The organism is Prochlorococcus marinus CUG1438 (genome assembly GCA_017644325.1).
In the GTDB taxonomy this organism is placed as follows: Bacteria; Cyanobacteriota; Cyanobacteriia; order PCC-6307; family Cyanobiaceae; genus Prochlorococcus_A; species Prochlorococcus_A marinus_AA.
Genome location: JAEPLS010000001.1, coordinates 110,167 through 134,635, shown reverse-complemented (window position 1 = coordinate 134,635; position 24,469 = coordinate 110,167). Strand labels below are relative to the sequence as shown.

Genomic DNA, 24,469 nt, shown 5'->3' with positions numbered 1-24,469 from the left:
ACCCATAGAAATATGGTTTAGGGTTAATATATTCAATATGCAAATACCTCCATTTACTTTAAATAGGCAGTTCCAGGAAATTGGCTCTGAAATTGAGAGTGAGGTTTTTAAAGTTTTAAGAGGGGGCCAGTATATTGGAGGACAAGAGATCGCCAAATTTGAGGAGAGTTTTTCTAATCTGATTGGCGTTAATAATACTATTGGATGTAACAGTGGAACTGATGCTTTAGTTTTAGCTTTGCGCGCATTAGATATTGGTGTTGGTGATGAAGTTATTACCTCATCTTTCAGCTTTTTTGCGACTGCAGAGGCTATTAGTGCAGTTGGCGCTAATCCTATTCTGGTAGATATAGATCCTGAAACTTATCTCATTAATACCGAACTAATAGAACAAGAAATAAATTCTAATACCAAGGCAATTATGCCAGTTCATCTATTTGGGAATGCAGTGAATATGACCTTAATAAAATCATTGGCCAATAAATATGACTTAAAAGTAATAGAAGATTGTGCTCAGGCAACATGCACAATGTGGGAAAATTCCAAAGTTGGTAGTATCGGAGATATAGGTTGTTTTAGCTTTTTCCCTACTAAAAATTTAGGGGCTGCTGGAGATGGTGGAGCAGTAACAACTTCAGATCAGAAGATTGCCAAAAAAATTAGAGAACTAGCTGTTCATGGTAGCCCAATAAGATATCACCACACTCAAATTGGATATAACAGCAGACTTGATACGATTCAAGCCGCCATATTAAATATCAAAATTAAATATATTTCTAAGTGGATTAATAATCGTCAAAAAATCGCCAATAATTATCTTAATTTATTAGAAAAAAATCCATTTATTAGTTTTCCAAAAATTAGCTCTGATTCAATTTCCCATTCTTGGAATCAATTTGTCATCAAATTAAGAAACGATAAATATTTTTTAAATGAAGATTTTTCAAATTTATTTGATACAGATTGCAAAAAATACTATTCCTTAAGGAATTTGGTAAAACAACAACTTTTTGAAAAAGGTATTAATTCAATTATTTATTATCCAATTCCAATACACGCACAAACAGCTTACAAAAATAAAAATTTCTCTAGAACAAAACTTATCAATACAGAGAGAATTTGTACAGAAGTTCTTAGTCTTCCAATGTTTCCTGAAATTTCTTATGAAGAGCAAGTTTATGTAGCAGAAAATTTAAATAAAGTTTTAAAGAATTGTATAGAGGAAATTCAAATTTCAGCATAAAGTGACTTAAATAATTTTTGTTGTATGTTGTGATTGACGATAGGGCTTGAATAATTATTTTTTTCTAAATTAGATATCTCCCCATTTAATAGGTCAGAATTTGACACTTTAGATAACTCAGGAATCCAATATTTTATATATTCACATATAGGATCAAATTTTTTTGCTTGGGTATATGGATTAAAAATTCTAAGTGGTTTTGGATCCATACCGCTACTGGCACTCCACTGCCATCCCCCATTATTTGCAGCCAAGTCTCCATCAACCAAAGTCTCCATAAATTTTTTCTCGCCAAGTTGCCAATTGCATATAAGATCTTTTACCAGAAATGAAGCGACTATCATGCGACATCTGTTATGCATCCAGCCAGTACTATTTAGTTGACGCATTGCTGCATCAACTATAGGAACTCCGGTCTCTCCATTGCTCCAATGTTGAAACCATTCATTATTGTTTTGCCAGGGAAATTTATTCCATTTTTTTCTATATGGACCTCTCTCTAGCTCTGGGAAATGGAATAAGCAATGTTGATAAAATTCACGCCAAAAAAGTTCTTTTTGCCAAGTTTCAATTGAAAGGTAATTTTCTTGATTTTCAAAAACTGAATTTAAATTTAATGTGGCATTCCAAACTTTTCTAATGCTGATGGTACCGAATCTGAGAGATGCACTTAAAAAAGATGTTCCATTATGGGAAGGTAAATCTCTCGCAGAATTATAAGAATATATTTTTTTTTCGTTAATGAAGTTTTTTAGTAATGTTTCTGCCGCATTCTCTCCAGGTCTACATGGGCAAATATTCGAACCAGTAAATTTGATATTTTTGAGAAATTTCTTTAGAACCGAATCAGATGAATTTATTTTCCTATTTTCTTTGAGTTTATTATCTATATCTTTAAACTGGAAAATAACTTTATCTTGATTGTATGAACCTAATAAATTCATTTTTGATTTAAGGTTTTTGTAAAAAGGTCCATAAACCGAATAAGGTTTGTTACTACCTGAATATATTTTTAAAGGCTCTATTAATAAGTGATCCCAAGATTCAATAACTTGAATATTTTTTTCTTTTAAAATTTTTTTTATTTGTAAATCTCGATTAATCTCATAAGGTTCAATTGATTTATTCCAAAAAACAAATTTAGCATCTATTGTCTTTGCTAATTGAGGAATTATTAGTACAGGATCTCCTTCTTCTATAACGAGTCTACTGCCCATTTTTTTCCAATTATTTCCTAATTCTTGAAGCGAATTTCCTAGAAACCAAGCTCTTGAGTTGGCATCGAAATCGTGTGTGTAATTTTTATCTAATATGTAAGTCGATGTAACAGCATTTGATAATGAAAATGCTTTGATTAAAGCTTGATTATCAAATATTCTTAAATCCTTTCTATGCCAAAAAAGTATTCTAGGTTTATTCATAATTTATCTAAAAATTGTTTAGCTCTAAACCAAGCTGTCACAGTTTTTGCATCAAGAATTTCGTTCCCACTAGAAATAAGATTATCTAGTTCGTGGGGATCTAAAATTAATACTTCTATATCTTCATCTGAATCTCCTTTAACCTCGAAATTTAGTTTGCTCAAATTACGGGCTAAAAATAAATAAATTTCTTCGTCTGCATAACCAGGAGCAGGGACAAGAGTGCCTAGTTCATCCCATTTGTTTGCACTAAATCCAGTCTCTTCTTGTATTTCTCTTTTAATTGAATCAATAGGCGTTTCACCTATTTCCAATGTACCTGCTGGAAATTCTAATAAATACCTGGAAACTGCAAATCTATATTGTCGAAGAATGATAACTTTATTGTCTTTTGTAATAGGTACGGCTAAGGCAGCGCCTGGATGCTTAATGTATCCATATTCACCTTCATGTCCATTTGGAAGCTCAATTCTATTAATTTCAAAACTAAATTTTTTAGATTTTAACTCAGATAATTTTTCTTTAAAAATGGATCTTTTTATAAGGTTTTCATTGCCCATAATTTTTTAAATAAAAATAGCCTAACAGTTATTTTTTTGTTTTGTAAATCATTGAATAGACCATTTGGGGGCATCAAACTTTTTGATTTTTTGGCTTCTACTTAAGATTTCTGATAGTGGCGTAATAACGAAATTACGATTCATAAATCTTGGGTGAGGCAAGGTTAATTCCTCATCAACGGTATGAAAATCTTCCCACCAAAGAATATCTAAATCGAGACATCTTGATAGCCATTTCTTACCTTTTGGCGTCTTTTCTCTTCCGAAAAATCTCTCTAACTTTTTTAGCTCTTTTAAAAGTAATTTCGCCTTTTTATTTGATGGTTTTGGAAAAGAATTACTTTTTATAAGCAAAAGAGTATTTAAATAATTTGGCTGCTCATTTTCAACTCCATGAGGTAATGTCTCATAAATTGAAGACCAAAAAAAGTTTGCATGAAATTTTCTTTTATCTTCTTTTTGTTTCTGGGAATTATCTCCCCATTCATTTATTATTTCTTCTATTTTTGGTTTGCACATTAATAGTGACTCAAGAGGGCTTCCAAATTTACTATCAATATTTGCTCCGAGGGATATACATAGTCCATTTTTGATATTAAGATTTGATAATTCCACTACAAAAAACAAAGTTATTGGATAAATTCTATATCAGGCATTTTTAAAGTGATTTTGAACAGCGAGTTACAAGAAAAAGGAGAAGTAAAAGATTTAATGAAGTCAAAAGATTCTTTTAGAGCTTTTCCTTTGGCGGCAATTACGGGTCATAGTTTGTTGAAGTTGTCTTTGCTTTTAGCAGCAGTTGATCCCAGTTTAGGAGGAGTGATTATCGCTGGTGGAAGAGGTACTGGAAAGTCAGTATTAGCTAGGGGTTTGCATACTTTGCTTCCTCCTATAGAGGTATTAGATAATGAATCAATACTGGAAAAGCTAATTATTAGAAATAGTAATACTTCATTAAGACCTATTGGTAGGAACCTAGATCCAGATAAACCAGAGGAATGGGATCTTAGTACTAATAAATTGTTGGAGGAGGTAATTGGAAGTGATTATTTGAATCAAATTGAAGAAATTCCGAAAAAAGTCAGAGAGGCTCCATTTATCCAAGTTCCCATTGGTATAACTGAAGACAGGCTTGTTGGATCAATTGACGTCGCTGCATCATTAAGTACTGGGGAACAAGTTTTTCAACCTGGAATTTTAGCAGAGGCTCATAGAGGTGTTCTTTATGTAGACGATATAAATTTATTGGATGATGGCATTGTAAATTTAATTCTTGAAGCCACAGGAAGAGAGAAAAATAATATTGAAAGAGATGGTTTAAGCCTTTCTCATCCTTGTAAGTCACTATTAATAGCGACATATAATCCTCAAGAAGGTGCTCTAAGAGATCATGTTTTAGATCGTTTTGCCATCGTTCTTTCCGCAGATCAATCTATTGATAATGCTCAAAGAGTTGAGATTACAAAATCTGTTTTATCGCACGCAGAAAATAACATTAAATTTTCAGAAAAATGGTCCGAGGAATCTGATAATTTATCTACTCAATTAATTTTGGCAAGGCAATGGTTAAAGGATGTCAAGATAACAAAAGAGCAAATAACCTATTTAGTGAATGAAGCTCTTAGAGGAGGAGTAGAAGGGCATAGGTCAGAATTATTTGCAGTAAAAGTAGCAAAGGCTAATGCAGCTCTTCGAGGCGATGAGAATGTAAATTCTGAAGACCTAAAAGTCGCAGTAAGATTAGTTATTCTTCCAAGAGCGATGCAAATACCACCTGAAGATGATGATATTCAACCACCTCCTCCAGAAGATCAGAGCCCGCCACCTCCACCTCAATCAAACAATGAGGATTCTCAACCTGAAGCTAATGAAAATGATGATAATCAAGAGCAAGAACAAGAAGAAGATAACTCTAATGGAGAAGATGAATCTACGCCTGAAATACCCGAAGAATTTATATTAGACCCTGAGACTTGTGTTGTTGATCCTGACTTATTACTTTTTTCATCAGCAAAAGCAAAATCAGGAAATAGTGGAAGTAGATCAGTGATATTTAGTGACAGTAGAGGAAGATATGTAAAACCTATTATTCCAAGAGGCAAAGTGAAAAGAATTGCGGTTGATGCAACTTTGCGAGCAGCAGCTCCTTATCAAAAATCAAGAAGATTAAGGAATCCTAATAAATCGATAATTATTGAAGAAAATGATTTTAGGGCAAAGCTTCTTCAAAAAAAAGCGGGAGCTTTAGTTATTTTCCTGGTTGATGCAAGTGGTTCTATGGCTCTTAACAGAATGCAAAGTGCTAAAGGAGCAGTAATCAGACTTTTAACAGAGGCTTATGAGAATAGAGATGAAGTTGCTCTCATTCCATTCAGAGGTAATCAGGCAGAAGTATTGTTGCCACCCACAAGATCCATAACTGCAGCAAAAAGAAGGTTAGAAACAATGCCTTGCGGGGGCGGATCGCCTTTAGCCCATGGACTAACACAATCAGCAAAAGTAGCTAAAAATGCCCTTTCTACAGGAGACATAGGTCAAGTTATTGTTGTTGGGATTACTGATGGAAGAGGAAATGTACCTTTGGGATTATCTTTAGGCCAAAATGATTTTGATGAAAAAGATAATGTAGAAAATAATGTTAATTTAAAGCAAGAGGTTCTTGATATTGCTGCAAAATATCCCATGCTTGGGATAAAATTATTGATTATTGATACAGAGAGAAAATTTATAGCAAGTGGCTTTGGTAAAGAATTGGCAGAGGCAGCTAATGGTAAATACGTCCAATTACCAAAAGCTACAGATAAAACAATCGCAGCTATGGCTTTAAATGCTATTAATGAACTCTAATATTAATTATGGATAAATTTCATTAAGAAATTTTGAAAGTCCAATAGTTAAATCTCTTATAGATTTAGTTAATTCTTTATCTTTAGTTAACTTTTCAAAATCATCGCTCATATCGTCTATTTTTCTGGAAATAGATCTTGCTGCATTAATTGTTGATTTAATATCACTAAGGGTTTCTTTGTCATTGATGGTAGATAAAATATCATTTAAATTATTAGCAGCAATAGTAATTTCTTTTATTAAAGGTTTAACTCTCAATACTTCTTTTTTTGATAAATAAATTAGTTCATCAAGGTTTTCTTGTGTTTTATCAAATTGATCTATTGACTTAACTATGTTCTCAATTAAGTTTTCTTGATTTGATTCTTTTAAAAATTGACTAATTCTATTTGTTACATTTGAGAGGCTTGATAGTTGTTTGCCAGGGATAATATCTCCCTTGCAAATAATTAATTTGGAGTTACATTCTTCGGATGTAGGGGTCTCTATGTTTTTAGGAATTGTTTTTTCACTAGTCTCTAAAGCTACTTGAACATCGCCTCCAAGGAATGAATTAGTTGTTACTTTCGCGAATGCTGGCTTTGGAAGAATAATTGCAGGATCATTTAAGACTATTTTTGCTTGAATTGATTCATTGGTAAAAAAGATATCTTCTACTGAGCCTACTAAAATTCCTCTATAAGTTACTGGAGATTTTTTTGATAAACCACTTGCGTTATTGAATTCGGCGAAGAGGTGCCAATTTTTTTTTGATAATTTTACTCCTCTTAACCAAAAAGAAAAAAATGTGAATATTAAAATCCCCCCTAGTAAGGAAAATCCAACTATTGAATCTCGTAAACTTCTACGCATAATTTCTAGATGTCATTGGGTTGCATAGGACCATCAAGTTTCCCATTTCTAAATTGAAATACATAGGGATCGTTACTTTTTTTAAATTCATCAGTAGAACCTGCCCATCTAAATCTACCTCCATAAAGCACTAAAACTTTATCAGATGTCCTTTCTATAGTACTAAGAACATGGCTAACCACAATAGATGAGCCTTTAGCTTTTTCATTTGTTTTATTAATTAAATCTTCAATTCTTGATGAGGCAATTGGGTCAAGACCTGCAGTCGGTTCATCAAAAAGTAATAAAGGTTTAGTTTTTGCATTAAGAGTTTGATCTGTAATTAAAGCTCTAGCAAAACTTACTCTTTTTTGCATACCTCCGCTTAATTCATTCGGTAATTTTTTTTCAATATTAAATAATCCTACCTCCGCTAAGCATTCACATACTATTTCATGGATTGACTTTTTTGATAAGTTTTTATTCCTTCTGAGGAGAAAACCTACGTTCTCTTCAATAGTTAAAGATCCTAGTAATGCTGGGTTTTGAAAAACTAGTCTTACATCAGGAGGATTATTTTGATCTAATCTTAAGTATGTTTGCTTTTCCCCAAATATCCTTAATTCTCCTTCGGTAGGTAAAATAAGACCTGCCAATATTTTTAAAATTGTTGATTTACCAGAACCTGATGGCCCAACAATGGCTAATCTCTCCCCAGTATTAAGTTCAAAATTCAGTTTATCGAGTACATTAATTGTTCCCCAGCTTATTGTGAGGTTTTTTGTTTCAACTGCATACTTTGATTTTTTCAAAACCTTTTTTAAGAAAAAGTTATCTTCAATTATATTTTGCCTATTTTTAGAAATAAAAAAAGGAGGTATTAATTTGATTTATAATGAAACTAAGTAAATTATTTAAATTTGAGAAGATAATTTAAGAGGTTTTTAATGAATAAGCGAAAAAAAAGAGTAAGAAGATATTACCAACGTTACAAAAAATCTAATTTTGTTTTACTCAATAAAATTTTAAGGATTTTGAGTTGGCTTTTGCCGGGACTGGTAATAAAAAGATGGATGCTTACATCTGCAATTGGATTTCTTACTGCATTATTAGGATTGGCGATTTGGACAAATTTAAGACCTCTCTATTGGCTTATCGAATTATTTTTTGGTTTAATGACAGACCTGACTAGTATATTGCCTGTTTCATTATTGGGACCATTAATTTTTATTATTGGACTTTTATTGATTGGGGTTGGACAAAATAGAAGTATTAACTCTATTCAGAAAGCGCTTGTTCCTGAAAAAAATACTTTTTTAGTTGATGCATTAAGAGTTAAGAGTAAATTAAACAGAGGTCCTAATATTGTTGCAATTGGCGGAGGTACAGGGTTATCTACTTTATTAAAAGGTTTAAAAAATTACAGCAATAATATTACAGCAATTGTAACCGTATCAGATGATGGTGGAAGTAGTGGAATTCTTAGAAAACAATTAGGTGTGCAACCTCCAGGAGATATTAGAAATTGTTTAGCTGCTTTATCAAACGAAGAACCTACCTTAACTAGATTATTTCAATATAGATTTTCAGAAGGAAGTGGTCTAGAGGGCCATAGTTTTGGGAATCTATTTATTTCTGCTTTAACAACAATTACAGGTAGTTTAGAAAAAGCAGTTCAAGCTTCTAGTAAAGTTTTGGCAGTACAAGGTCAGGTTCTGCCAGCAACAAATATTGATGTTATGTTATGGGCTGAATTAGAAGATGGTGAAAAGATTTTTGGCGAAAGTAATATAAGTAAATCTAAACAATTAATTTCAAGGATTGGTTATCTACCAGAAAATCCTTCTGCGCTACCTAGTGCTCTCGATGCCATAAAAGATGCTGACTTAATAGTTCTTGGACCCGGAAGTTTATACACCTCTTTATTGCCAAACTTATTGGTACCTGAAATAGTTGATGCCTTATTGAAAACAGATGCTCCCAAAATTTACATAAGTAATTTAATGACACAGCCTGGAGAGACTGATGGACTTGACGTGTATCAACACATCAAAGCAATTGAAAAACAATTATCAAATTTTGGCGTTAATACAAGAATTTTTAACTCAATCTTATCTCAGAGTCAATTCGAGAAGTCTCCATTAGTAGACTATTACGAAAGTAAAGGTGCAGAGCCTGTCCGATGTAATAAAGAAAAATTATTATCAGATGGATATTATGTTTTGCAGGCCCCACTTTATTCAAAAAGAATAACTCCAACCTTAAGACATGATCCAAGGAGATTAGCAAGAGCAGTTATGTTTATATATCGTAAATTAAAGAAGTTAAACTAATAAGCGTCTTGCAGTTCGTAAAAGTCTGGTTGGATATAGTCTTTTCGTAATGGCCATCCTCTCCAATCTTCAGGCATTAGCAACCTTTTAGGATTTGGATGGTCAATGAAATTTATCCCATACATGTCATATGTCTCTCTTTCTTGCCAATCACTTCCTTTAAAAATTTTATATAAGCTAGGTATTGACAAATTAGAATCTCTTTTTAGGAAGACTTTTAATCTAACTTCTTTAATTTCTTCAATTTTTTGTAAATCATCAACAGTTATAAAGTGATAAAAACTAACAAGATTCTTTCCAGGCCCTTCGTCATAACCTCCTTGGCATTGGAGGTAGTTGAAACCGTAATTTCTTAAGGCAGATACTGCTTTATATAAGTTTTGTGGTTCTATAGATATATTTTCTATTCCTATATGGTCATTATTTAATGATTGGTTTGGAATCCCATCTTTAGTTAAATTTTGACTTACAAATCCATCTTGTTTAGTTAACTCATCAGTGGATTTGTCTAGACCGTCTTTTTCCATTACTTTTCTTCCGAATTAATAATTTTAGATGTTTCGCTTACCTCTGATATTTCAGTTATTTTTTCTTTCTTAGATGAAGGAATAACATTCGTTGCAGTTTTACTGAGGTATTCACCAGTATTTTCAGAAAAAACAAGATTCATTTCGTGATCAGATGTTATGTATCTATGAGTCTGTTCTGTTTTTATTCTCTCAGCTATTGATTCATTGCCAACTTTCTTTCTTAATTTGATTACAGCATCAAAAATTGCTTCTGGTCTTGGCGGACATCCAGGAAGATACAAATCAACAGGAATAAGTTTATCAACACCCCTTACAGCAGTAGTAGAATCTGCGCTAAACATTCCTCCTGTGATTGTACAGGCACCCATTGCAATAACATATTTTGGCTCGGGCATCTGCTCATAAAGTCTTACTAAAGCTGGAGCCATCTTCATTGTTACTGTCCCTGCAACTATTAATAAGTCTGCTTGTCTAGGAGAGCTTCTTGGCACTAGTCCAAACCTGTCAAAATCAAATCTAGAGCCGATTAAGGCAGCAAATTCAATAAAACAACAAGCTGTACCGTATAGAAGGGGCCAAAGACTACTTAATCTAGCCCAATTATGAAGATCGTCTAAGCTTGTTAATATGATATTTTCGCTTAAATCTGTTGTAACTTGTGGGGCACCAAGAGGGTTGCAATTTCCTTCTCTAATTTCTCTGATTGCTTTTGGGGATAATTGTTGGTTCAATTTTTTAACTCCATTCTAAAGCACCTTTTCTCCAAGCGTAAGCTAAGGCAATCACAAGTATCGCGATAAAAATCAATGCCTCAATAAACGCTAATAAGCCTAATCTATTAAAGGCAACAGCCCAAGGATAAAGGAATACTGTCTCTACATCAAATATAACGAAAACTAAGGCGAACATGTAATAACGAATATTAAATTGAATCCATGCTCCTCCTATAGGCTCCATTCCAGATTCATATGTCAGTTTTCTTTCCCCAGTTCTGCCTTTAGGTGCAACTATTAGATTTGTAAATAGAGCTAATATTGGGACAGCAGCTGCAATTAAGAGGAAACCTAAAAAATATTCATAACCAGTTAATAGAAACATCTTAAAAAATTAATTTTGAATAAAAGTCGCTTAATTAAGCAAAATCTTTTAAAGTTCTTAAAGAACAATAATAAACCGTGAGTGAAAACATTCAACCAGCCTCTGAGGAAAACAAAATAGTTCAAAATTTTGAGAAAGAAAATCTCTCTATTGATTCCTCAGGAGTAAATGTTGAAAAACCTTCTATTAATCTAGACCAAAATAGATTCGAATGTAGAAGTTGTGGATACATTTATGATCCGTCTGAAGGAAATAAAAAATTAAATATACCTAAAAATACACCTTTTTCAGAGTTGGATGGGAATACTTTTGCTTGCCCTGTTTGTCGAGCTGGTAAGAATTTCTATAAGGATATTGGATCTAGAGCAAAACCTAGTGGATTTGAAGAGAACTTAGTCTATGGATTTGGTTTTAATAGTTTACCTCCTGGACAAAAAAATATATTGATTTTTGGAGGTCTAGCTTTTGCTGCTGCTATGTTCCTTTCTTTGTACTCTTTGCATTAATATACATAAATGAAAAAAATTATTACTAGCTTTCCCAATCTTCTTTTATCTATCTTTCTTTCTTTTGTATTGAGCAGTTGTACATCTACAGGAGTAAAGATGAGCGATAGTAGTCCTTGGAAAATAATTCAGTTTGAGGACCAGGCAAATGCTTTAGACATTGATTTTATAGATGATAGAAATGGATTCTTAGTAGGTTCTAATAGACTTATCATGGAATCTAATGATGGTGGCGAAACTTGGGAAAAAAGAAATTTAGATTTACCAAGTGAAGAGAATTTTCGACTGTTGGATATTGACTTTAAAGGTGAAGAAGGTTGGTTAATAGGTCAGCCATCATTAGTTATGCACACACTTGATGCGGGAAAAAATTGGACTCGTTTATCTCTAGGTAACAAATTACCAGGACAACCATTTCTTATAACGACTGTAGATCAAGGTGTTGCAGAATTGGCTACCACTGCAGGTGCAATTTATGAAACATCAGATAGTGGTGAATCATGGAATGCAAAAGTTGTGGATGCATCTGGTTCTGGAGGAGTAAGAGATTTAAGAAGAACAAACGAAGGAGATTATGTGAGCGTAAGTAGTCTTGGTAATTTCTTTTCTACTTTGGAAAAGGATAGTGATGCATGGATAGCCCATCAAAGAGCAAGCAGCAAGAGAGTTCAAAGTATTGGTTTCAATCCAGAAGGAAGTTTATGGATGCTTTCTAGAGGAGCAGAAATTAGATTTAATGAAGATACTGATAACCTAGAAAGTTGGTCAAAGCCTATTGTACCAATTCTCAATGGATACAATTATCTCGACATGGGATGGGATCCAAACGGTGATATATGGGCTGGCGGTGGTAACGGCACCTTAATAGTAAGCAAAGATCAAGGTAAAACTTGGAATAAAGATCCTATTGCTACTGAATTGCCAACCAACTTCATTAAAATAGTTTTTCTTGATAATGAGACTTTAGATAATCAAAAAGGATTTGTACTTGGTGAACGTGGTTACATCCTTAAATGGAATAGTTAATTTTGAATACCTTAAGTAAAAAGTAAAAAAAAACTTAATTTTTGACAGATTTAGCAACTGTCTGTAACCATGCTGTTAATTTCTTCGCGAACTTATGATTTTACACTGTAAGATCATAGGGTAAACATTTGTGATTATGGCCGCAGGTTCAACGGGTGAACGCCCATTCTTTGAAATAATCACCAGTATTAGATACTGGATTATTCATGCAGTAACATTACCAGCTATTTTTATAGCAGGATTTTTGTTTGTATATACAGGCTTAGCCTATGATGCTTTCGGGACTCCTCGTCCGGATAGTTACTTCCAATCATCTGAATCTAAAGCGCCTGTGGTAACTCAAAGATATGAAGCTAAATCTCAACTAGATTTAAGAACAAAATAACAATGACTAATTCTCAAGCTCCAATGCAGGCTGCGGAAGTCCGCGTCTACCCTATATTCACTGTTAGATGGCTAGCCGTTCACGCTTTAGCTATTCCTTCAGTATTCTTTTTGGGTTCAATTGCTGCAATGCAATTTGTAGCCAGATAAATTTAAACATTATGCAAGTAAACGAAAATCCTAACAAAGTTCCAGTTGAACTTAATCGTACAAGTCTTTATTTAGGCTTATTATCAGTATTTGTTTTGGGAATTTTATTTTCCAGTTACTTTTTCAACTAAATTAAAATTATGAGTAAATTAAAAGGACCTGATGGAAGAATACCAGATAGACTTCCCGATGGAAGACCAGCAGTAGCTTGGGAAAGAAGATGGACAGAAGGTACTCTTCCTTTATGGCTTGTCGCTACAGCAGGAGGAATTGCGGTTATCTTCGTTTTAGGAATATTCTTCTATGGCTCATATCAAGGAGTCGGAGCTGGAGGCTAACAATTTCTTCCCTTGACCTGACAATGGCTAAAATCTAATAAGTTTAATAAGAATCAGTAAATATCCTGAGTTTATCTTTTGTGAGGCTTGGGATATTTTTTTTTTGGGTTATCAATCCATCTTTTAGGGAAAAATGAGATTTACTTTTTGGTCTTTCTTTTTCAATTGATTTAGCTACCTCGAGGATTATTTTGTTGGCTACCTCAGTATTTGATCTAAGATTATCCATAACCATTTCTACAGAAACTTCTTGATGTGTTTGATGCCAGCAATCATAATCAGTAACCATAGACAATGAGGAGTAAGCTATTTCAGCCTCTTTAGCTAATCTTGCTTCAGTATGGTTCGTCATTCCTATTATTGAACATCCCCAGCTTCTATATAATTTAGATTCTGCTCTAGTTGAAAAAGCAGGCCCTTCCATTGCTAAATAAGTACCCCCTCTATGTAATTGTCTGCCTCCAGGAATATTTTTTTCTCCTATTTCACTTAATATTCGGCATAAATTTGTACAGAAAGGATCTCCCATAGTTACATGCGCCACTGCTCCCTCATTAAAGAATGTTGCTGGTCTGTTTTTTGTCCTGTCTATAAATTGATCTGGCACCACTATATCAAGTGGCCTTATCTGTTCTTGTAATGAACCAACTGCTGATGGAGCTATAATCCATCTTACTCCAATTGATCTTAGAGCCCAAATATTAGCTTGGTAAGGGATTTCAGAAGGATTTAATCTATGAGTTCTTCCATGCCTAGGAATGAATGCTATCTCTAGATTTCCAAGATTATATACTCTTATTGAATCAGAAGGTTTACCATAGGGGGTATTGATTTCTATTTCTTTTAAGTACTCTATTTGATCAATTGAATAAAATCCACTTCCACCAATTATTCCTAATCTTGATTTTTCAATAGGTAATAAATGTTCTTTATTCATCGTGATGTAAATGACTTTTAATCATCTAGTACTAATTGGAGGAGGACACACAAATGTTCTTTTAATGAAGAAATGGTTAATGCGTCCGAAATTAATGCCAGAAATTCCTGTCTCAATTATATCTAGAGATTCCCATTTGGTTTATTCTGCGATGTTCCCATCGGTTCTTTCAAAATCAATTTCTTTAGAAGAGAGTTTAATTGATATAAAATCTTTAGCAAAAAATGCAAAAGTATCTTTTATAGAGAAAGAAGTAAAGGATATTGATTTTAATTTAAAGAAAATTTTTTTCAATAATAGACCTTCAGTTAAGTATTCGAAGTTGGTGCTTAATTATGGGAGTCAAACAAAAATTCCAAAAGAATTTGAGTCACTAATTAAAAATCGAGACGCTTTTTCAATTAAACCTTTTTTAAAGGCTTATGACTTAATAGAAAAAGAAGATATTTTTGATTCAGTTAATGAACTTCCATTTGTAATTGTAGGAAGTGGCCTTGCTGCCATTGAAGTATCATATGCTTTAAGAAGGAGATGGAAAGGTAGATCTTTAAAACTATTATGTGATTCAAGAAAAATTAATAATTCAATTCTAAAAAGTTTACGGAATTCCAATATTGATTTAGTTGAAAACCTTAATTTCGATTATGGCAAGATTCTTTTATGTACGGGGAATTCATCTCCTTTGTGGACTCAAAAAAAATTATTAGATTCGGATTCTAATGGCAGAATAATTACAAATCAGAATTTGCAATTGAAAAGTTTCTCCGGAATCTTTGCTGCGGGTGATTGCGCATTTGTAGACTCAGCAAAAAGACCAGCATCGGGTGTTTTCGCTGTAAAAGTTGTAGATACATTGGTCAAAAATCTAAAAAAGGATATAGATGGGGGATTATTAGAAAAGTGGTTGCCTCAAAGGATAGGATTGCAAATAGTTAATGTATTTCCAAGCCATTATCCAAAGGCTTTCGCTATTTATCGTAATTTTATTTTTGGCCCTTCTTTTCTTTTTTGGATTTTGAAGCATAAGATTGATCATGACTTTATTAACAAGTTCAGATCAAAAAGGCTAATTATGAAGAGTAGTAAAAAAAATATTTCATTGAATGATTGTAGGGGATGTGCTGCTAAAATTCCTCAACTTGTTTTGAATAAATCGTTAATAAATTCTAATTTAGATTCTTTTGCATTATCGCCTGAAGATTCAGTTGAAATCTATCAAAATGGTCAAGATATAATCTTGCAAAGTGTAGATGGATTTCCTGCTTTGGTAAGTGATCCTTGGCTTAATGCAAAAATTACTACTTTGCATGCCTGCTCAGATTTATGGGCATGCGGAGCAAAACTTTCATCCGCTCAGGCTTTAATATCTTTACCAAAAGTTGAAAGAGAATTTCAGAGTTATCTCTTTTCTCAATCCCTTCAGGGGATTAAATCAACAGTTGAGGATCATGGTGCTGCATTACTTGGAGGTCATACTTTCGAGGCAAGAAGTTTAGTAAATAAACCTTATTCACTAGGAATAGATATTTCTTTAACTGTCCAAGGCATCTTAAAAAATGGATCAAAACCATGGCTTAAATCTGGAATGAATGATGGAGACATACTCATGATGTCTAGACCTCTCGGGGTTGGGATTTACTTTGCGGGTCAAATGCAAAATATTAATATGCTAAGTTGTTCCTCTGAAATAATTAATAATTTAGTAAAGAGCCAGCAATATTTGATTGATGAAATTTATTTTTTTCAAGATCAATTTAAAGAATCATTAGTCAATGCTGCTACTGACATTACTGGATATGGATTTATTGGACACCTTAAAGAGATGGTTGGATCATCTAATTTATATAGAGAAAGAAATAATCAAGAGCCTATAAAAGTTTTATTAGATTTATTTGCATTTAAAGCTTATCCCGGAGTATTTGATTTAATAAGAAAAGATATTAAAAGTACTTTCTTTGAATCTAATAAAGAAATTTTTGACAAAATTTATAGAGGAAATAAGCAAAACAGAATAATTAATTTTTTAAACGAAAATTCATTTGATAAAAAAACTTTTAACGAGAGAATATCATTACTATTAGATCCTCAAACATGTGGTCCCTTGTTGATTAGTTGCAATCGTAAATATGAAAATGTTTTAAAGGATAAATGGTACAAGGTTGGAGAAGTTGTAAAAATGTAATTAATTTCTATTTGACTTGTCAATTTCCATATATCTTAATCTTTTGATTTCCTTTCCCATTTCCTCCCCTGGATCCCATCCTTCTTTTTTTAATGTTTCACCATCTTTTTTTGATTTTATGAATTTATAAATAAATAACCACTTAAACAAGTTACGCCAGTATGGGCCTCCATCACAAATTAATAATTTGACTGTCTCATCATTAAGGTTTCTGTCTTCAATAAATTCTGTCCAACTTGATGGAGAAAAATGATTGAAATTTTTTTGGTTGGTATTTAATATCTTTTTGATATTTAAATAATCTTCTAATATTTTTATCTCACTATTATTTACCAAAAATCTTTGACATGCTGTTTCTAAATCTTCTGAATCTTTTAATAAGTAAAGCATATGATTTCCCTTTAACTTCTTAATCCAATTTAGTCCTCTTAAAAACCTTTTATCGACTTTAATATTTTCATTTAAAATTGAGATAATTTCCCATTTATGAATTATCGATATTACATTAGTCAAATTATCGTGTTTGCATATTTCAGCTAGTTCCATCCTTATTCGTATGCCTAGTGCAGGAGGGTAAATCATTTTCTGATGAGTTTCTGAAATTTTCCATGGCCATTGTCTAATTGTCTCTTGAGATTGTTTGAGGGAGTCATTTGAAATATTGAAATCTAACCTTGAAGCATATTTTGCACATCTAATTAATCTACTTGGATCATCTGAAATACTTTTACTGTGAAGTAAGTTCAATCTTTTACTTTTTATATCAGAAATCCCTCCATAAAGATCATAGATTTTCCTTGTCGAGACTTCGAAGGCTATTGAATTTATAGTGAAATCTCTCCTCTTAAGATCCTCCTCAATAGTGCTTTTATTTACTGTGGGATTTAATCCTGGAGCAGAATAAATTTCTTTTCTTGCAGAAGCAATATCAATTTTATAGTCATTTATATTTATTTCTACAGTGTTGTACAAATTAAATTCTTTGATTAAACATAAATCTACATTTACAATATTTTTTTTTATAAATTTTGCCAGAGAAATAGAGGAGCCTTCAATAACAAGATCAATATCTACAGGTTTAGAAAACGATTTTTTGTGGAATTTACTAATTAATAAATCTCTTAAATAACCGCCAACAAAAGCTACTTTAGTAGTGTTATTAGATTCTATATATTTAGCAATTAGATTATATAGATTAAATGGAGTTTTGATTAATTCCCCTTGGATGTAATCAGAGATATCGTTCATGAGTTTTAACTTACATAACGAATTGGAGCTAATCTGGGATCTAGAATTTTACTTCCTTTATCACCAAATTTTACTGCTAAAGATATTTTTTCCCCACTACCAAAAATATGTATTATTTCACCTTTCCCAAACTTTGAGTGAATTAGCTTATCTCCAACTATCCAGCTTTTCCCTTTACTGGGACCTGAATATAATTTCCTTACTGAATTTATTGGTTTGTTAGCAAATTCATTTGGATTGTTTCTATCAACTCTAGTTAAACGATCAAGATGCCAATCTCTTCTAATTGAAGCACCACCAGTTTGTGGTAATTCGCCATCCATTAAATCTTCAGGTATTTCTGAAAGAAATATTGAAGGAATTGTTGCTTCACGCATTCCACCCCATAATCTTCTTTCTCTGGCATGACTTAAGAAAACTCTTTCTTTAGCTCTAGTAATACCTACATAGCATAATCTTCTTTCCTCTTCAAGAAGTGAGGGAGTATCTATTGATCTATGGCTAGGGAAGAGACCTTGCTCTAGCCCAGTGATAAAAACATTTTGAAATTCTAAACCTTTACTATTGTGCAGAGTCATTAGAGTCACAGAGTTAGGATTATTTTTCTTCGTATCATTATCAGTTGTTAGTGCTGCTGTAGAAAGAAATCCCTCTACATCTCCACTTTCTGTTTCTTCTTCATATTGAGTAGCTGCATTAATAAGTTCTTGTAAGTTATTTCTTCTATCTTCAGATTCTTCAGTCCCACTAGAGAGCAAGTCACTTAAATAACCACTTTTTTCTAATATAAGTTGTAGTAGTTGAGCAGGGCCTGAATTTTCCAAATAACAAAGTAAATCATTCATAACTTCAGTAAATTTATTAATTCCTTTTGATGATCGGCCTATTGTTTCTTCAAGACTTTGTTTATCATTAAGAACCTCCCATAATGGGATATTTAACCTATTAGATAGTTCATTAAGTTTTTGAATAGTTGTCTTACCAATCCCTCTTCTAGGAACATTTATGATTCGTAAAAGACTAACATTATCTGAAGAATTAACCAGAACTTTCAAATATGCTATTGCATCTTTAATTTCTCTTCTATCATAAAAACGCAATCCTCCAAAAATTGTATAAGGAATGCGCCACCTTACAAGAGATTCTTCTAATACTCTTGACTGGGCTCTGGTTCGATATAAAATTGCAAAATTTTTCCAAATTGGGTTTTGATTATAGTTATTGAGTGATTTTATTTTATTGGTAATTGCTTCTGCCTCGGAAATTTCATCATCACAGCTGAGTAACGTTAAAAGTTCCCCTTTTTCTTTAGTAGCTTTTAAAACTTTGTCAATTCTTTCAGAGTTGTTTTCAATTAGTGAGTTTGCAGCATCAAGGATATTAGAAGATGACCTATAATTTTCTTCTAATTTAATTAAAGATGATTTTTTATCGTCGTTGAATGAAGTTTTGAAATCTTCTTGAAAACCAATTAAGATTCTGAAGTCCGCTGCTCTGAAACTATAAATACTTTGATCAGCATCCCCAACTACAAAAATTGACCGATCTTCCCAATTGAAGAATTCTTTTGGTTCGGCATTTCCAGCCGTAATTAATTTTATAAGTTCATATTGTGTTCTATTTGTATCCTGATATTCGTCAACTAAAATATGTTTAAATCTTTTGTGCCAGTAGTCTCTGACTATTTCATTTTGCCTCAATAAGAAAACAGGCAAAAGTAGAAGATCATCAAAGTCTAAAGAATTATTTTTTGAGAGCGAAATTCTATATCTCTTGTAGGCTTCTGCAACTGTTTTATCAAAATTATTATCTGCTTTTTCTAAAAGATCATTAGAAGTTAAGCATTGATTTTTAGCATTACTTATTAATCTTTTAATCTTTTTGGGATCATATCTTTTTGGGTCAAGATTCATATCTTGACTGATAATTTCTTTTACTAATGTTTGAGAATCTGTTTCATCGTAAATTGAAAATTGCCTTGTCCATTTTAGGCCTTCTGGATCAGTATATTTTTCAATATCGTATCTAAGAAGTCTTGAAAATAACGAATGGAAAGTACCGATCCAAAGGTTCTGAAGCCTCTCTTGGTGAACGTTTGTTCTTAATTGATTTTGATCAATTTCTTTTAGTGTTGTCCAAGGCTGACCAAATTGATTAAAAGCTAATTCTTGGGCTAGAAGAACCTCTAATCTTGCTTTCATTTCTTTAGCAGCTTTGTTAGTAAAAGTGACTGCGAGAATGTTATACGGATCTATAGAGTTACCCTCAATAAGGTTTGCAATTCTGTGAGTAAGAGCTTTAGTTTTTCCGCTACCTGCACCTGCTACAACTAATAGTGGTCCATAAACATGTTTTACTGCTTGAAGTTGTTGGTTGTTTAGGGACTTAAAAAGGAAATCGTTGGTTTGAGACACTTTTGGGAGGGTTTTTCAAAAATCAGACTTTACTATGAGATTCAGATTCAGTTTCTAGATCTTCTAACGCTTTTTTTAAATTTATAAGTTCATAATTATTATTAATTATTTCTTCAAATTTATTTTGAGGCATCTTTAGTTTCATACTTCTGTCTAGAATTTCTTTTTCCAATCTCTTTTTATATGAGGAAATAAGTTTCTTTGATAATTTTAAATCTTGTTGATCCAAAACTTTATTGAAATGTAGTTTTATATTAGCGGAAAAAATTTTTTTATTTGAATTATTTCAACTATCACTTTGGAATGAAGTTATTAATTAAGAAGCGTTTCGTTAATTTTGAAATTGTATTGTTTTTACTAGCTTTGTATTAGTCTTAAGGTCGATCTTTAAATTTTTACTTCAGTAATGTCAGTTTCAAAGAAAAATCAACTATTGTCCGCTGATAAGAAATTAAATGATTTAAGCAATATAAAGGAATTTATTAATAGTGCAAACTCAAGATTAGATGCAATAACTTCCATAACAAGTAATTCACATGCAATTGCAGCAGACGCTGTAACAGCCATGATTTGTGAAAATCAAGATTCAGTTAATTCAAAAATATCTTTAAATACAACTAACAAGATGTCCGTTTGCTTAAGAGATGGAGAAATAATCCTAAGGATTGTTGCTTATCTTTTAATTTCTAATGACGAATCAGTTTTAGAAAAAAGTTGTTTAAAGGATCTTAAAAATACTTATCTTGCTCTTGGGGTACCTTTAAGAAATGCAAGAAGGGTTATTGAATTAATGCGAGATGCAACAATCTCTGATTTAAATTCAACAGTTAATAATATGCAAGGAAATAAAAGCTTTCTTCCTAAATTAGTATCTGAAACAAAGTTTCAATTTGAAAGGATAATTAATCTTTTAAACTAGCTAAATTCCTTATCTCTGAAGTATGTGAGGTCTGTATTACTGAGTTATTTTCTAGATTTCTAATAGTAGAAAATCTGGATCTTATGTGAGTGGATAAAAAGGAAATTCTTTCTTCGGAAACTTTTGAGTTGTAAATAGTTTTAATATGTAAATTATCTTGTTCATCAAAAAAATAATTGGATGATGAAATAAAGGATTCTGTATAACCTTTATTTCGTAAAACAATTCCTGAATTCTCATCCTTTGGTAAAAATATCAAAATATTTTCATCTCCCTCACTCATATTATCTTCTTCCCAATCACTAAAAGCTTGCCATTTTATAGAAATGGCTATGCTCTCTAGGTTTAAGCTTAATTTGTAATTTTTAAAAATTTCAATAACTTTTTTATTTTTTGAGTTGATATTTTTAATGTATATTTTACTAGTTGAATTTTCAAATTCCTGAAAAGCTAAAGTATGAGTACTTCTTATGGATTTCCACTCTCCTATACTTTTATCAATGAATTGATTAATTGTTGTTAGATTCTTCGTCAAGTTTATCTTCTACGGAATGATTTTCTGCTTTTTGAATCATTCTTACCATTGAATCCACCATTAATCTCTTAGCAGAAGTTACTTTTAATCCAGAAGGAGTGGTTGATATTTGTTCCCCAGGGCGATCATGTGAAGTTGGTCTAAATGGAGTCATCTAATAACTTTAAAAAAATTAATCGATTTCTATTCTTGCATGAATTCTTATTTATAAAGTTGTTGTTTGCAAAAATGTCATATCTCACCTCTTTGATTACTGAATTTTTAACTGTTCTTTATTTAGGTATTTTATTTTTAGCTAATCCTGAAATAGTAGCTAATGCAAACATTCCTAAAAGAGCTACTCCCAGAAATAATCCTGCTCCCTGACTAACACCAGCTCCCACAGCTACTAGTATGGAATCACTAATTAAAAGACTAATTAATAATGCTGGAGTGAATATTTTCCAGCGTGTTCCTCCAATACCAATTGCGTAGCTTAGAAAATCAAAAAGACCAGTCATTAGTAGACCTGTCATGAGAAAGAAATTTTCTTCTAGTTGGTTTTGATTAAAACTTTCAATTTTTTTCATCGCTTTTGGACCAACTAAATTTCTTACAGGAGCGCGCCCATAATTTCTTGCAATAAAGAAGGCAGCTTGGCAAAAAACGATATCAGAAAAAATTATTGTCATGTAACCTTTTTGAAATCCTAATAATGAACCTGCTAGCAGAGAATAAGCTGAACTTGGAAGAGCTGGTAAAATAATACTTATTCCTCTTAGTACGAAAATTCCAAAGGGTGCCCAAATTCCCATACTTTCTATTTTGTTCCTAAGGGGTTCAATTCCATAATTTTGGATTAAATAAATCAATACAACGAATATTGTGATAAAAAAAACTACTGAGAGAAATTTCTGTATTTTATTCATTATTTTCAATTAAATTTATTGGAAATAAATTCTCAATTTAATATTTGATTGTATCTATAATAGAAATACTAATCAATAAAAAATTTTACAAATTTTTAATCTTATATTTACTCCCGATAAAAGATTTTTGTATCTCAGAAGTATTAATGGTTGATTCTAGGAATAAATTTAATTCTATATTTCTTAGAAATTGTATTGGGTTAGTCCTTTCGATAATAGTTTCCATGTGTATTGCAATAAAACAATCAAATGCTATTCCCCATGAGTGGGTTGGAGTCCCTAAAAGTGAATATGGAGAGCAGTTATGGGATAAACAAAGTATTAAAAGAAATAAGGATGGTTCTGTGAGAGTATTGAGTAAATTTATTCCCAAAACAAAGAGTGAAATTACTAAGGATATTCTCTATACAATGGATATAAATTGTTTTGAAAAATCATTTAGAGATGTTGATGTCTCGATAGATGAAGTAAATAGTAATTTCAATGATTTAGCTGATTGGCAAGATCCAAATGGAGATAAGCTGATTTTGGGTATTATTGGTCAAGTCTGCAGAGTTGAAAACTAAAAAATTTTCAATTATAAAAATTAAATTATGAAATATTCACGAACCCACTATTTCTTGAAAGTATAAAACCCTGTCTTTGACAGGGTTTTAAAGGTGCCAGGACCCAGATTTGAACTGGGGACACGGCGATTTTCAGTCGCCTGCTCTACCAACTGAGCTATCCCGGCTCTAACCTATATACTCTAAATTAAGATGTGTAGTTTGTGAAACCCTTTTCATTAAAAATTTTATATCTTTATCAAATATCCAAAAATTATTATTTTGAATTAATCGCTAATAAGGCAGAACCAAAAGAAGTGGTTTTATTGCATGAAAATATTGGTATATTGATAATTTTTTCTCTTATTTTTCTCCACTGTGGATTTTTTGAACCTCCACCAATAGTAATAATTTTTTTTGGAAGTGAACCTGTTAGTTCGCCTAGCTTTTCCCATCCTTTTAATTCGATCTCAGCAAGCCCCTCAAATAATGCGTGTAAATAAAGTGAGTCGCTTACTGGCCTTGGACCTAGTATCGGCTCTAAATTAGAATTATTAACAGGGAATCTCTCTCCTTTACTATTAAGAGGCAAAAGATTTAAAGAAGTGTTTTTCAATGGATTTATTTGTCGACTGAGCTCCTTTATTTCTAAATCAGAGAAGAACTGAGACAAGATACCACAGCCTGCGTTTGATGCTCCTCCACATATCCAATTGCCGTTTAATCTATGGTTTGTAATTCCTTGTTTTTTTATAGGGTTATCAATAATTTTCTTGACTACAATAGTTGTTCCTAAAACTGTAAGACCATCTTCTTTCCTTAACCCTGCAGCTATTAAACTTGCATTAGAGTCAGTGGTGCCTGAGATTAATATTAATTTCTTATTCAAGTTAAATCTCTCTGCCAAATTAAGATCCACTTGTCCAATAATTTTCCCACTTTTTATAATTTGAGGCAGGCATTTTTGCCATGAAGTATCAAGAAAGCTTTCTGGCCATGATTCTTTTATTAGATCCCAACCAAGTTTTAGATTATTACCTTCTTCTCCATGAGTCCAATCTTTTAAAAACCAACCAGTAATCCAATCAGATTGATGACGTAAAAGTATATTTGTCCCATATTTATCGACTAGTTTTAATGCTTTCGCAAGACTACTGTATGGAGTTCGCAGGTGATCTTCTCCGGAAGTTAGTGATTCAAGAAGCTTCTTATGTTCATTACACGCTTGGTCATAAGGTATTGCTTCTCCTATCGGCTCTCCTTTCAAATTTGATGCTGTTAAAGTTCCAGAGGTGCCGGAGATAGCCAATTTATTAAGGTTAATTTTTAACTCAATAGGTAAATTAACTAAGAGATTTTCACAAGAATTGATCCATGAATTTGGATTTTTAAAGCTGTATGAATAAGGCACTGAATTTGAATATACTAATTCCTTATGAAGATTAATTATTGATATTCTTGCACCACTGGTTCCAAAATCTAACCCTCCATAAAAGTTATCAGGCATAGAAAAA

Annotated in this window: 28 protein-coding genes and 1 tRNA gene; 12 read left to right on the top strand and 17 right to left on the bottom strand. The window is 32.2% G+C overall.

Annotated elements, in window-relative coordinates; all coding sequences use genetic code 11:
- Positions 1-37: 37 nt before the first annotated feature.
- Positions 38-1,243 (top strand): DegT/DnrJ/EryC1/StrS family aminotransferase, encoded by a 1,206-nt coding sequence (locus tag JJ847_00865; protein MBO6959436.1) that lies wholly within the window; start codon positions 38-40, stop codon positions 1,241-1,243.
- Here JJ847_00865 and JJ847_00860 read toward each other — a convergent pair.
- From JJ847_00860 to folK, 3 genes are read right to left on the bottom strand one after another with little or no spacing between them, the layout of a single operon-like run.
- Positions 1,228-2,664 carry a deoxyribodipyrimidine photo-lyase gene (locus tag JJ847_00860; GenBank protein ID MBO6959435.1) on the bottom strand — a complete coding sequence of 479 codons (1,437 nt, stop codon included), beginning with the start codon at positions 2,662-2,664 and terminating at the stop codon, positions 1,228-1,230. The two genes, JJ847_00865 and JJ847_00860, sit on opposite strands and share 16 nt — an antisense overlap.
- Positions 2,661-3,224: an NUDIX hydrolase gene (locus JJ847_00855; GenBank protein ID MBO6959434.1), complete on the bottom strand. Its 564-nt coding sequence runs from the start codon at positions 3,222-3,224 to the stop codon at positions 2,661-2,663. Before JJ847_00855 ends, JJ847_00860 begins: the two co-directional genes overlap by 4 nt.
- 48 nt (positions 3,225-3,272) lie before the next feature.
- Positions 3,273-3,839 carry a 2-amino-4-hydroxy-6-hydroxymethyldihydropteridine diphosphokinase gene (folK, locus tag JJ847_00850; protein ID MBO6959433.1) on the bottom strand — a complete coding sequence of 189 codons (567 nt, stop codon included), beginning with the start codon at positions 3,837-3,839 and terminating at the stop codon, positions 3,273-3,275.
- 48 nt (positions 3,840-3,887) lie between these two features.
- Between folK and bchD the strand changes: the two genes are divergently transcribed.
- A complete protein-coding gene (gene bchD, locus JJ847_00845) occupies positions 3,888-6,071 on the top strand; it encodes a magnesium chelatase ATPase subunit D (GenBank protein MBO6959432.1) in 2,184 nt (727 codons plus the stop codon).
- Positions 6,072-6,077: 6 nt separating this feature from the next.
- Here the strand turns inward: bchD and JJ847_00840 are convergent, their stop codons facing one another.
- A complete protein-coding gene (locus JJ847_00840) occupies positions 6,078-6,923 on the bottom strand; it encodes an MCE family protein (GenBank protein MBO6959431.1) in 846 nt (281 codons plus the stop codon).
- 5 nt (positions 6,924-6,928) lie between these two features.
- Complete coding sequence (locus JJ847_00835) at positions 6,929-7,714, bottom strand: ATP-binding cassette domain-containing protein (GenBank protein MBO6959430.1); 786 nt, start codon at positions 7,712-7,714, stop codon at positions 6,929-6,931.
- 135 nt (positions 7,715-7,849) lie between these two features.
- Here JJ847_00835 and JJ847_00830 point away from each other — a divergent pair, with 135 nt between their 5' ends.
- On the top strand, positions 7,850-9,235 hold the full coding sequence (locus JJ847_00830) for a YvcK family protein (protein MBO6959429.1): 1,386 nt from the start codon (positions 7,850-7,852) through the stop codon (positions 9,233-9,235).
- Here the strand turns inward: JJ847_00830 and JJ847_00825 are convergent.
- The 3 genes from JJ847_00825 to JJ847_00815 are packed head-to-tail and all read right to left on the bottom strand — an operon-like array spanning position 9,232 to position 10,863.
- Positions 9,232-9,762: an NAD(P)H-quinone oxidoreductase subunit J gene (locus tag JJ847_00825; protein ID MBO6959428.1), complete on the bottom strand. Its 531-nt coding sequence runs from the start codon at positions 9,760-9,762 to the stop codon at positions 9,232-9,234. The genes JJ847_00830 and JJ847_00825 overlap by 4 nt on opposite strands.
- Positions 9,762-10,469 carry an NADH dehydrogenase subunit K gene (locus tag JJ847_00820; protein ID MBO6959427.1) on the bottom strand — a complete coding sequence of 236 codons (708 nt, stop codon included), beginning with the start codon at positions 10,467-10,469 and terminating at the stop codon, positions 9,762-9,764. The genes JJ847_00825 and JJ847_00820 overlap by 1 nt, the downstream gene beginning before the upstream one ends.
- Before the next feature lie 31 nt (positions 10,470-10,500).
- Positions 10,501-10,863 (bottom strand): NAD(P)H-quinone oxidoreductase subunit 3, encoded by a 363-nt coding sequence (locus tag JJ847_00815; GenBank protein ID MBO6959426.1) that lies wholly within the window; start codon positions 10,861-10,863, stop codon positions 10,501-10,503.
- Positions 10,864-10,940: 77 nt separating this feature from the next.
- On the opposite strand from JJ847_00815, the gene JJ847_00810 reads away from it, so the two are divergent.
- From JJ847_00810 to JJ847_00785, 6 genes are all read left to right on the top strand, one after another.
- Positions 10,941-11,369: a rubredoxin gene (locus JJ847_00810; GenBank protein MBO6959425.1), complete on the top strand. Its 429-nt coding sequence runs from the start codon at positions 10,941-10,943 to the stop codon at positions 11,367-11,369.
- Positions 11,370-11,378: 9 nt separating this feature from the next.
- On the top strand, positions 11,379-12,395 hold the full coding sequence (locus JJ847_00805; protein ID MBO6959424.1) for a photosynthesis system II assembly factor Ycf48: 1,017 nt from the start codon (positions 11,379-11,381) through the stop codon (positions 12,393-12,395).
- A gap of 136 nt (positions 12,396-12,531) precedes the next feature.
- Positions 12,532-12,780 (top strand): cytochrome b559 subunit alpha, encoded by a 249-nt coding sequence (locus JJ847_00800; protein MBO6959423.1) that lies wholly within the window; start codon positions 12,532-12,534, stop codon positions 12,778-12,780.
- A 2-nt stretch (positions 12,781-12,782) separates the two neighbouring features.
- On the top strand, positions 12,783-12,929 hold the full coding sequence (locus JJ847_00795) for a cytochrome b559 subunit beta (GenBank protein ID MBO6959422.1): 147 nt from the start codon (positions 12,783-12,785) through the stop codon (positions 12,927-12,929).
- Between the two features lie 11 nt (positions 12,930-12,940).
- Positions 12,941-13,060, top strand: a complete 120-nt coding sequence (locus JJ847_00790; protein MBO6959421.1) for a photosystem II reaction center protein L — start codon at positions 12,941-12,943, stop codon at positions 13,058-13,060.
- A gap of 9 nt (positions 13,061-13,069) precedes the next feature.
- The gene (locus tag JJ847_00785; GenBank protein ID MBO6959420.1) at positions 13,070-13,267 is read left to right on the top strand and encodes a photosystem II reaction center protein J; all 198 of its coding nucleotides are present in this window, start codon (positions 13,070-13,072) and stop codon (positions 13,265-13,267) included.
- A 43-nt stretch (positions 13,268-13,310) separates the two neighbouring features.
- Here JJ847_00785 and mtnP read toward each other — a convergent pair whose 3' ends face one another.
- A complete protein-coding gene (gene mtnP / locus JJ847_00780) occupies positions 13,311-14,204 on the bottom strand; it encodes an S-methyl-5'-thioadenosine phosphorylase (protein MBO6959419.1) in 894 nt (297 codons plus the stop codon).
- A gap of 10 nt (positions 14,205-14,214) precedes the next feature.
- On the opposite strand from mtnP, the gene selD reads away from it, so the two are divergent.
- On the top strand, positions 14,215-16,386 hold the full coding sequence (gene selD / locus JJ847_00775) for a selenide, water dikinase SelD (GenBank protein MBO6959418.1): 2,172 nt from the start codon (positions 14,215-14,217) through the stop codon (positions 16,384-16,386).
- On the opposite strand, the gene JJ847_00770 is transcribed toward selD, so the two are convergent.
- From JJ847_00770 to JJ847_00760, 3 genes are read right to left on the bottom strand one after another with little or no spacing between them, the layout of a single operon-like run.
- Positions 16,387-17,634, bottom strand: a complete 1,248-nt coding sequence (locus JJ847_00770; GenBank protein ID MBO6959417.1) for a CCA tRNA nucleotidyltransferase — start codon at positions 17,632-17,634, stop codon at positions 16,387-16,389.
- Positions 17,635-17,639: 5 nt separating this feature from the next.
- On the bottom strand, positions 17,640-20,048 hold the full coding sequence (locus JJ847_00765) for a UvrD-helicase domain-containing protein (GenBank protein ID MBO6959416.1): 2,409 nt from the start codon (positions 20,046-20,048) through the stop codon (positions 17,640-17,642).
- A 22-nt stretch (positions 20,049-20,070) separates the two neighbouring features.
- Positions 20,071-20,277 carry a hypothetical protein gene (locus JJ847_00760; GenBank protein MBO6959415.1) on the bottom strand — a complete coding sequence of 69 codons (207 nt, stop codon included), beginning with the start codon at positions 20,275-20,277 and terminating at the stop codon, positions 20,071-20,073.
- A gap of 177 nt (positions 20,278-20,454) precedes the next feature.
- Between JJ847_00760 and JJ847_00755 the strand changes: the two genes are divergently transcribed.
- Entirely contained in the window at positions 20,455-20,967 is a 513-nt protein-coding gene (locus JJ847_00755; protein MBO6959414.1) for an R-phycoerythrin subunit beta, read from the top strand.
- Here the strand turns inward: JJ847_00755 and JJ847_00750 are convergent.
- The 3 genes from JJ847_00750 to JJ847_00740 all read right to left on the bottom strand — a co-directional run bounded on the left by JJ847_00750 (position 20,951) and on the right by JJ847_00740 (position 22,410).
- Entirely contained in the window at positions 20,951-21,502 is a 552-nt protein-coding gene (locus tag JJ847_00750; GenBank protein MBO6959413.1) for a phycobiliprotein lyase, read from the bottom strand. The genes JJ847_00755 and JJ847_00750 overlap by 17 nt on opposite strands.
- Positions 21,477-21,656, bottom strand: coding sequence for a hypothetical protein (locus JJ847_00745; protein ID MBO6959412.1), 180 nt, complete (start codon positions 21,654-21,656; stop codon positions 21,477-21,479). Before JJ847_00745 ends, JJ847_00750 begins: the two co-directional genes overlap by 26 nt.
- A gap of 118 nt (positions 21,657-21,774) precedes the next feature.
- The gene (locus JJ847_00740; protein ID MBO6959411.1) at positions 21,775-22,410 is read right to left on the bottom strand and encodes a VTT domain-containing protein; all 636 of its coding nucleotides are present in this window, start codon (positions 22,408-22,410) and stop codon (positions 21,775-21,777) included.
- Positions 22,411-22,556: 146 nt separating this feature from the next.
- Between JJ847_00740 and JJ847_00735 the strand changes: the two genes are divergently transcribed.
- Positions 22,557-22,976 carry a hypothetical protein gene (locus tag JJ847_00735; GenBank protein MBO6959410.1) on the top strand — a complete coding sequence of 140 codons (420 nt, stop codon included), beginning with the start codon at positions 22,557-22,559 and terminating at the stop codon, positions 22,974-22,976.
- Positions 22,977-23,070: 94 nt separating this feature from the next.
- Here the strand turns inward: JJ847_00735 and JJ847_00730 are convergent.
- Both JJ847_00730 and JJ847_00725 read right to left on the bottom strand, forming a co-directional pair.
- A tRNA-Phe gene (locus JJ847_00730) sits at positions 23,071-23,143 on the bottom strand.
- An 89-nt stretch (positions 23,144-23,232) separates the two neighbouring features.
- A complete protein-coding gene (locus JJ847_00725) occupies positions 23,233-24,462 on the bottom strand; it encodes a sugar kinase (GenBank protein MBO6959409.1) in 1,230 nt (409 codons plus the stop codon).
- Positions 24,463-24,469 lie beyond the last annotated feature (7 nt).

What these genes read in the sequence shown, in the direction of transcription:
- JJ847_00865 (MBO6959436.1), top strand. Translation starts at nt 38, where the DNA reads ATGCAAATACCTCCATTTACTTTAAATAGGCAGTTCCAGGAAATTGGC.
- JJ847_00860 (MBO6959435.1), bottom strand. Translation starts at nt 2,664, where the DNA reads ATGAATAAACCTAGAATACTTTTTTGGCATAGAAAGGATTTAAGAATA.
- JJ847_00855 (MBO6959434.1), bottom strand. Translation starts at nt 3,224, where the DNA reads ATGGGCAATGAAAACCTTATAAAAAGATCCATTTTTAAAGAAAAATTA.
- JJ847_00840 (MBO6959431.1), bottom strand. Translation starts at nt 6,923, where the DNA reads ATGCGTAGAAGTTTACGAGATTCAATAGTTGGATTTTCCTTACTAGGG.
- JJ847_00830 (MBO6959429.1), top strand. Translation starts at nt 7,850, where the DNA reads ATGAATAAGCGAAAAAAAAGAGTAAGAAGATATTACCAACGTTACAAA.
- JJ847_00825 (MBO6959428.1), bottom strand. Translation starts at nt 9,762, where the DNA reads ATGGAAAAAGACGGTCTAGACAAATCCACTGATGAGTTAACTAAACAA.
- JJ847_00815 (MBO6959426.1), bottom strand. Translation starts at nt 10,863, where the DNA reads ATGTTTCTATTAACTGGTTATGAATATTTTTTAGGTTTCCTCTTAATT.
- JJ847_00805 (MBO6959424.1), top strand. Translation starts at nt 11,379, where the DNA reads ATGAAAAAAATTATTACTAGCTTTCCCAATCTTCTTTTATCTATCTTT.
- JJ847_00800 (MBO6959423.1), top strand. Translation starts at nt 12,532, where the DNA reads ATGGCCGCAGGTTCAACGGGTGAACGCCCATTCTTTGAAATAATCACC.
- JJ847_00795 (MBO6959422.1), top strand. Translation starts at nt 12,783, where the DNA reads ATGACTAATTCTCAAGCTCCAATGCAGGCTGCGGAAGTCCGCGTCTAC.
- JJ847_00790 (MBO6959421.1), top strand. Translation starts at nt 12,941, where the DNA reads ATGCAAGTAAACGAAAATCCTAACAAAGTTCCAGTTGAACTTAATCGT.
- JJ847_00785 (MBO6959420.1), top strand. Translation starts at nt 13,070, where the DNA reads ATGAGTAAATTAAAAGGACCTGATGGAAGAATACCAGATAGACTTCCC.
- mtnP (MBO6959419.1), bottom strand. Translation starts at nt 14,204, where the DNA reads ATGAATAAAGAACATTTATTACCTATTGAAAAATCAAGATTAGGAATA.
- selD (MBO6959418.1), top strand. Translation starts at nt 14,215, where the DNA reads ATGACTTTTAATCATCTAGTACTAATTGGAGGAGGACACACAAATGTT.
- JJ847_00770 (MBO6959417.1), bottom strand. Translation starts at nt 17,634, where the DNA reads ATGAACGATATCTCTGATTACATCCAAGGGGAATTAATCAAAACTCCA.
- JJ847_00755 (MBO6959414.1), top strand. Translation starts at nt 20,455, where the DNA reads ATGTCAGTTTCAAAGAAAAATCAACTATTGTCCGCTGATAAGAAATTA.
- JJ847_00745 (MBO6959412.1), bottom strand. Translation starts at nt 21,656, where the DNA reads ATGACTCCATTTAGACCAACTTCACATGATCGCCCTGGGGAACAAATA.
- JJ847_00740 (MBO6959411.1), bottom strand. Translation starts at nt 22,410, where the DNA reads ATGAATAAAATACAGAAATTTCTCTCAGTAGTTTTTTTTATCACAATA.
- JJ847_00735 (MBO6959410.1), top strand. Translation starts at nt 22,557, where the DNA reads ATGGTTGATTCTAGGAATAAATTTAATTCTATATTTCTTAGAAATTGT.
- JJ847_00725 (MBO6959409.1), bottom strand. Translation starts at nt 24,462, where the DNA reads ATGCCTGATAACTTTTATGGAGGGTTAGATTTTGGAACCAGTGGTGCA.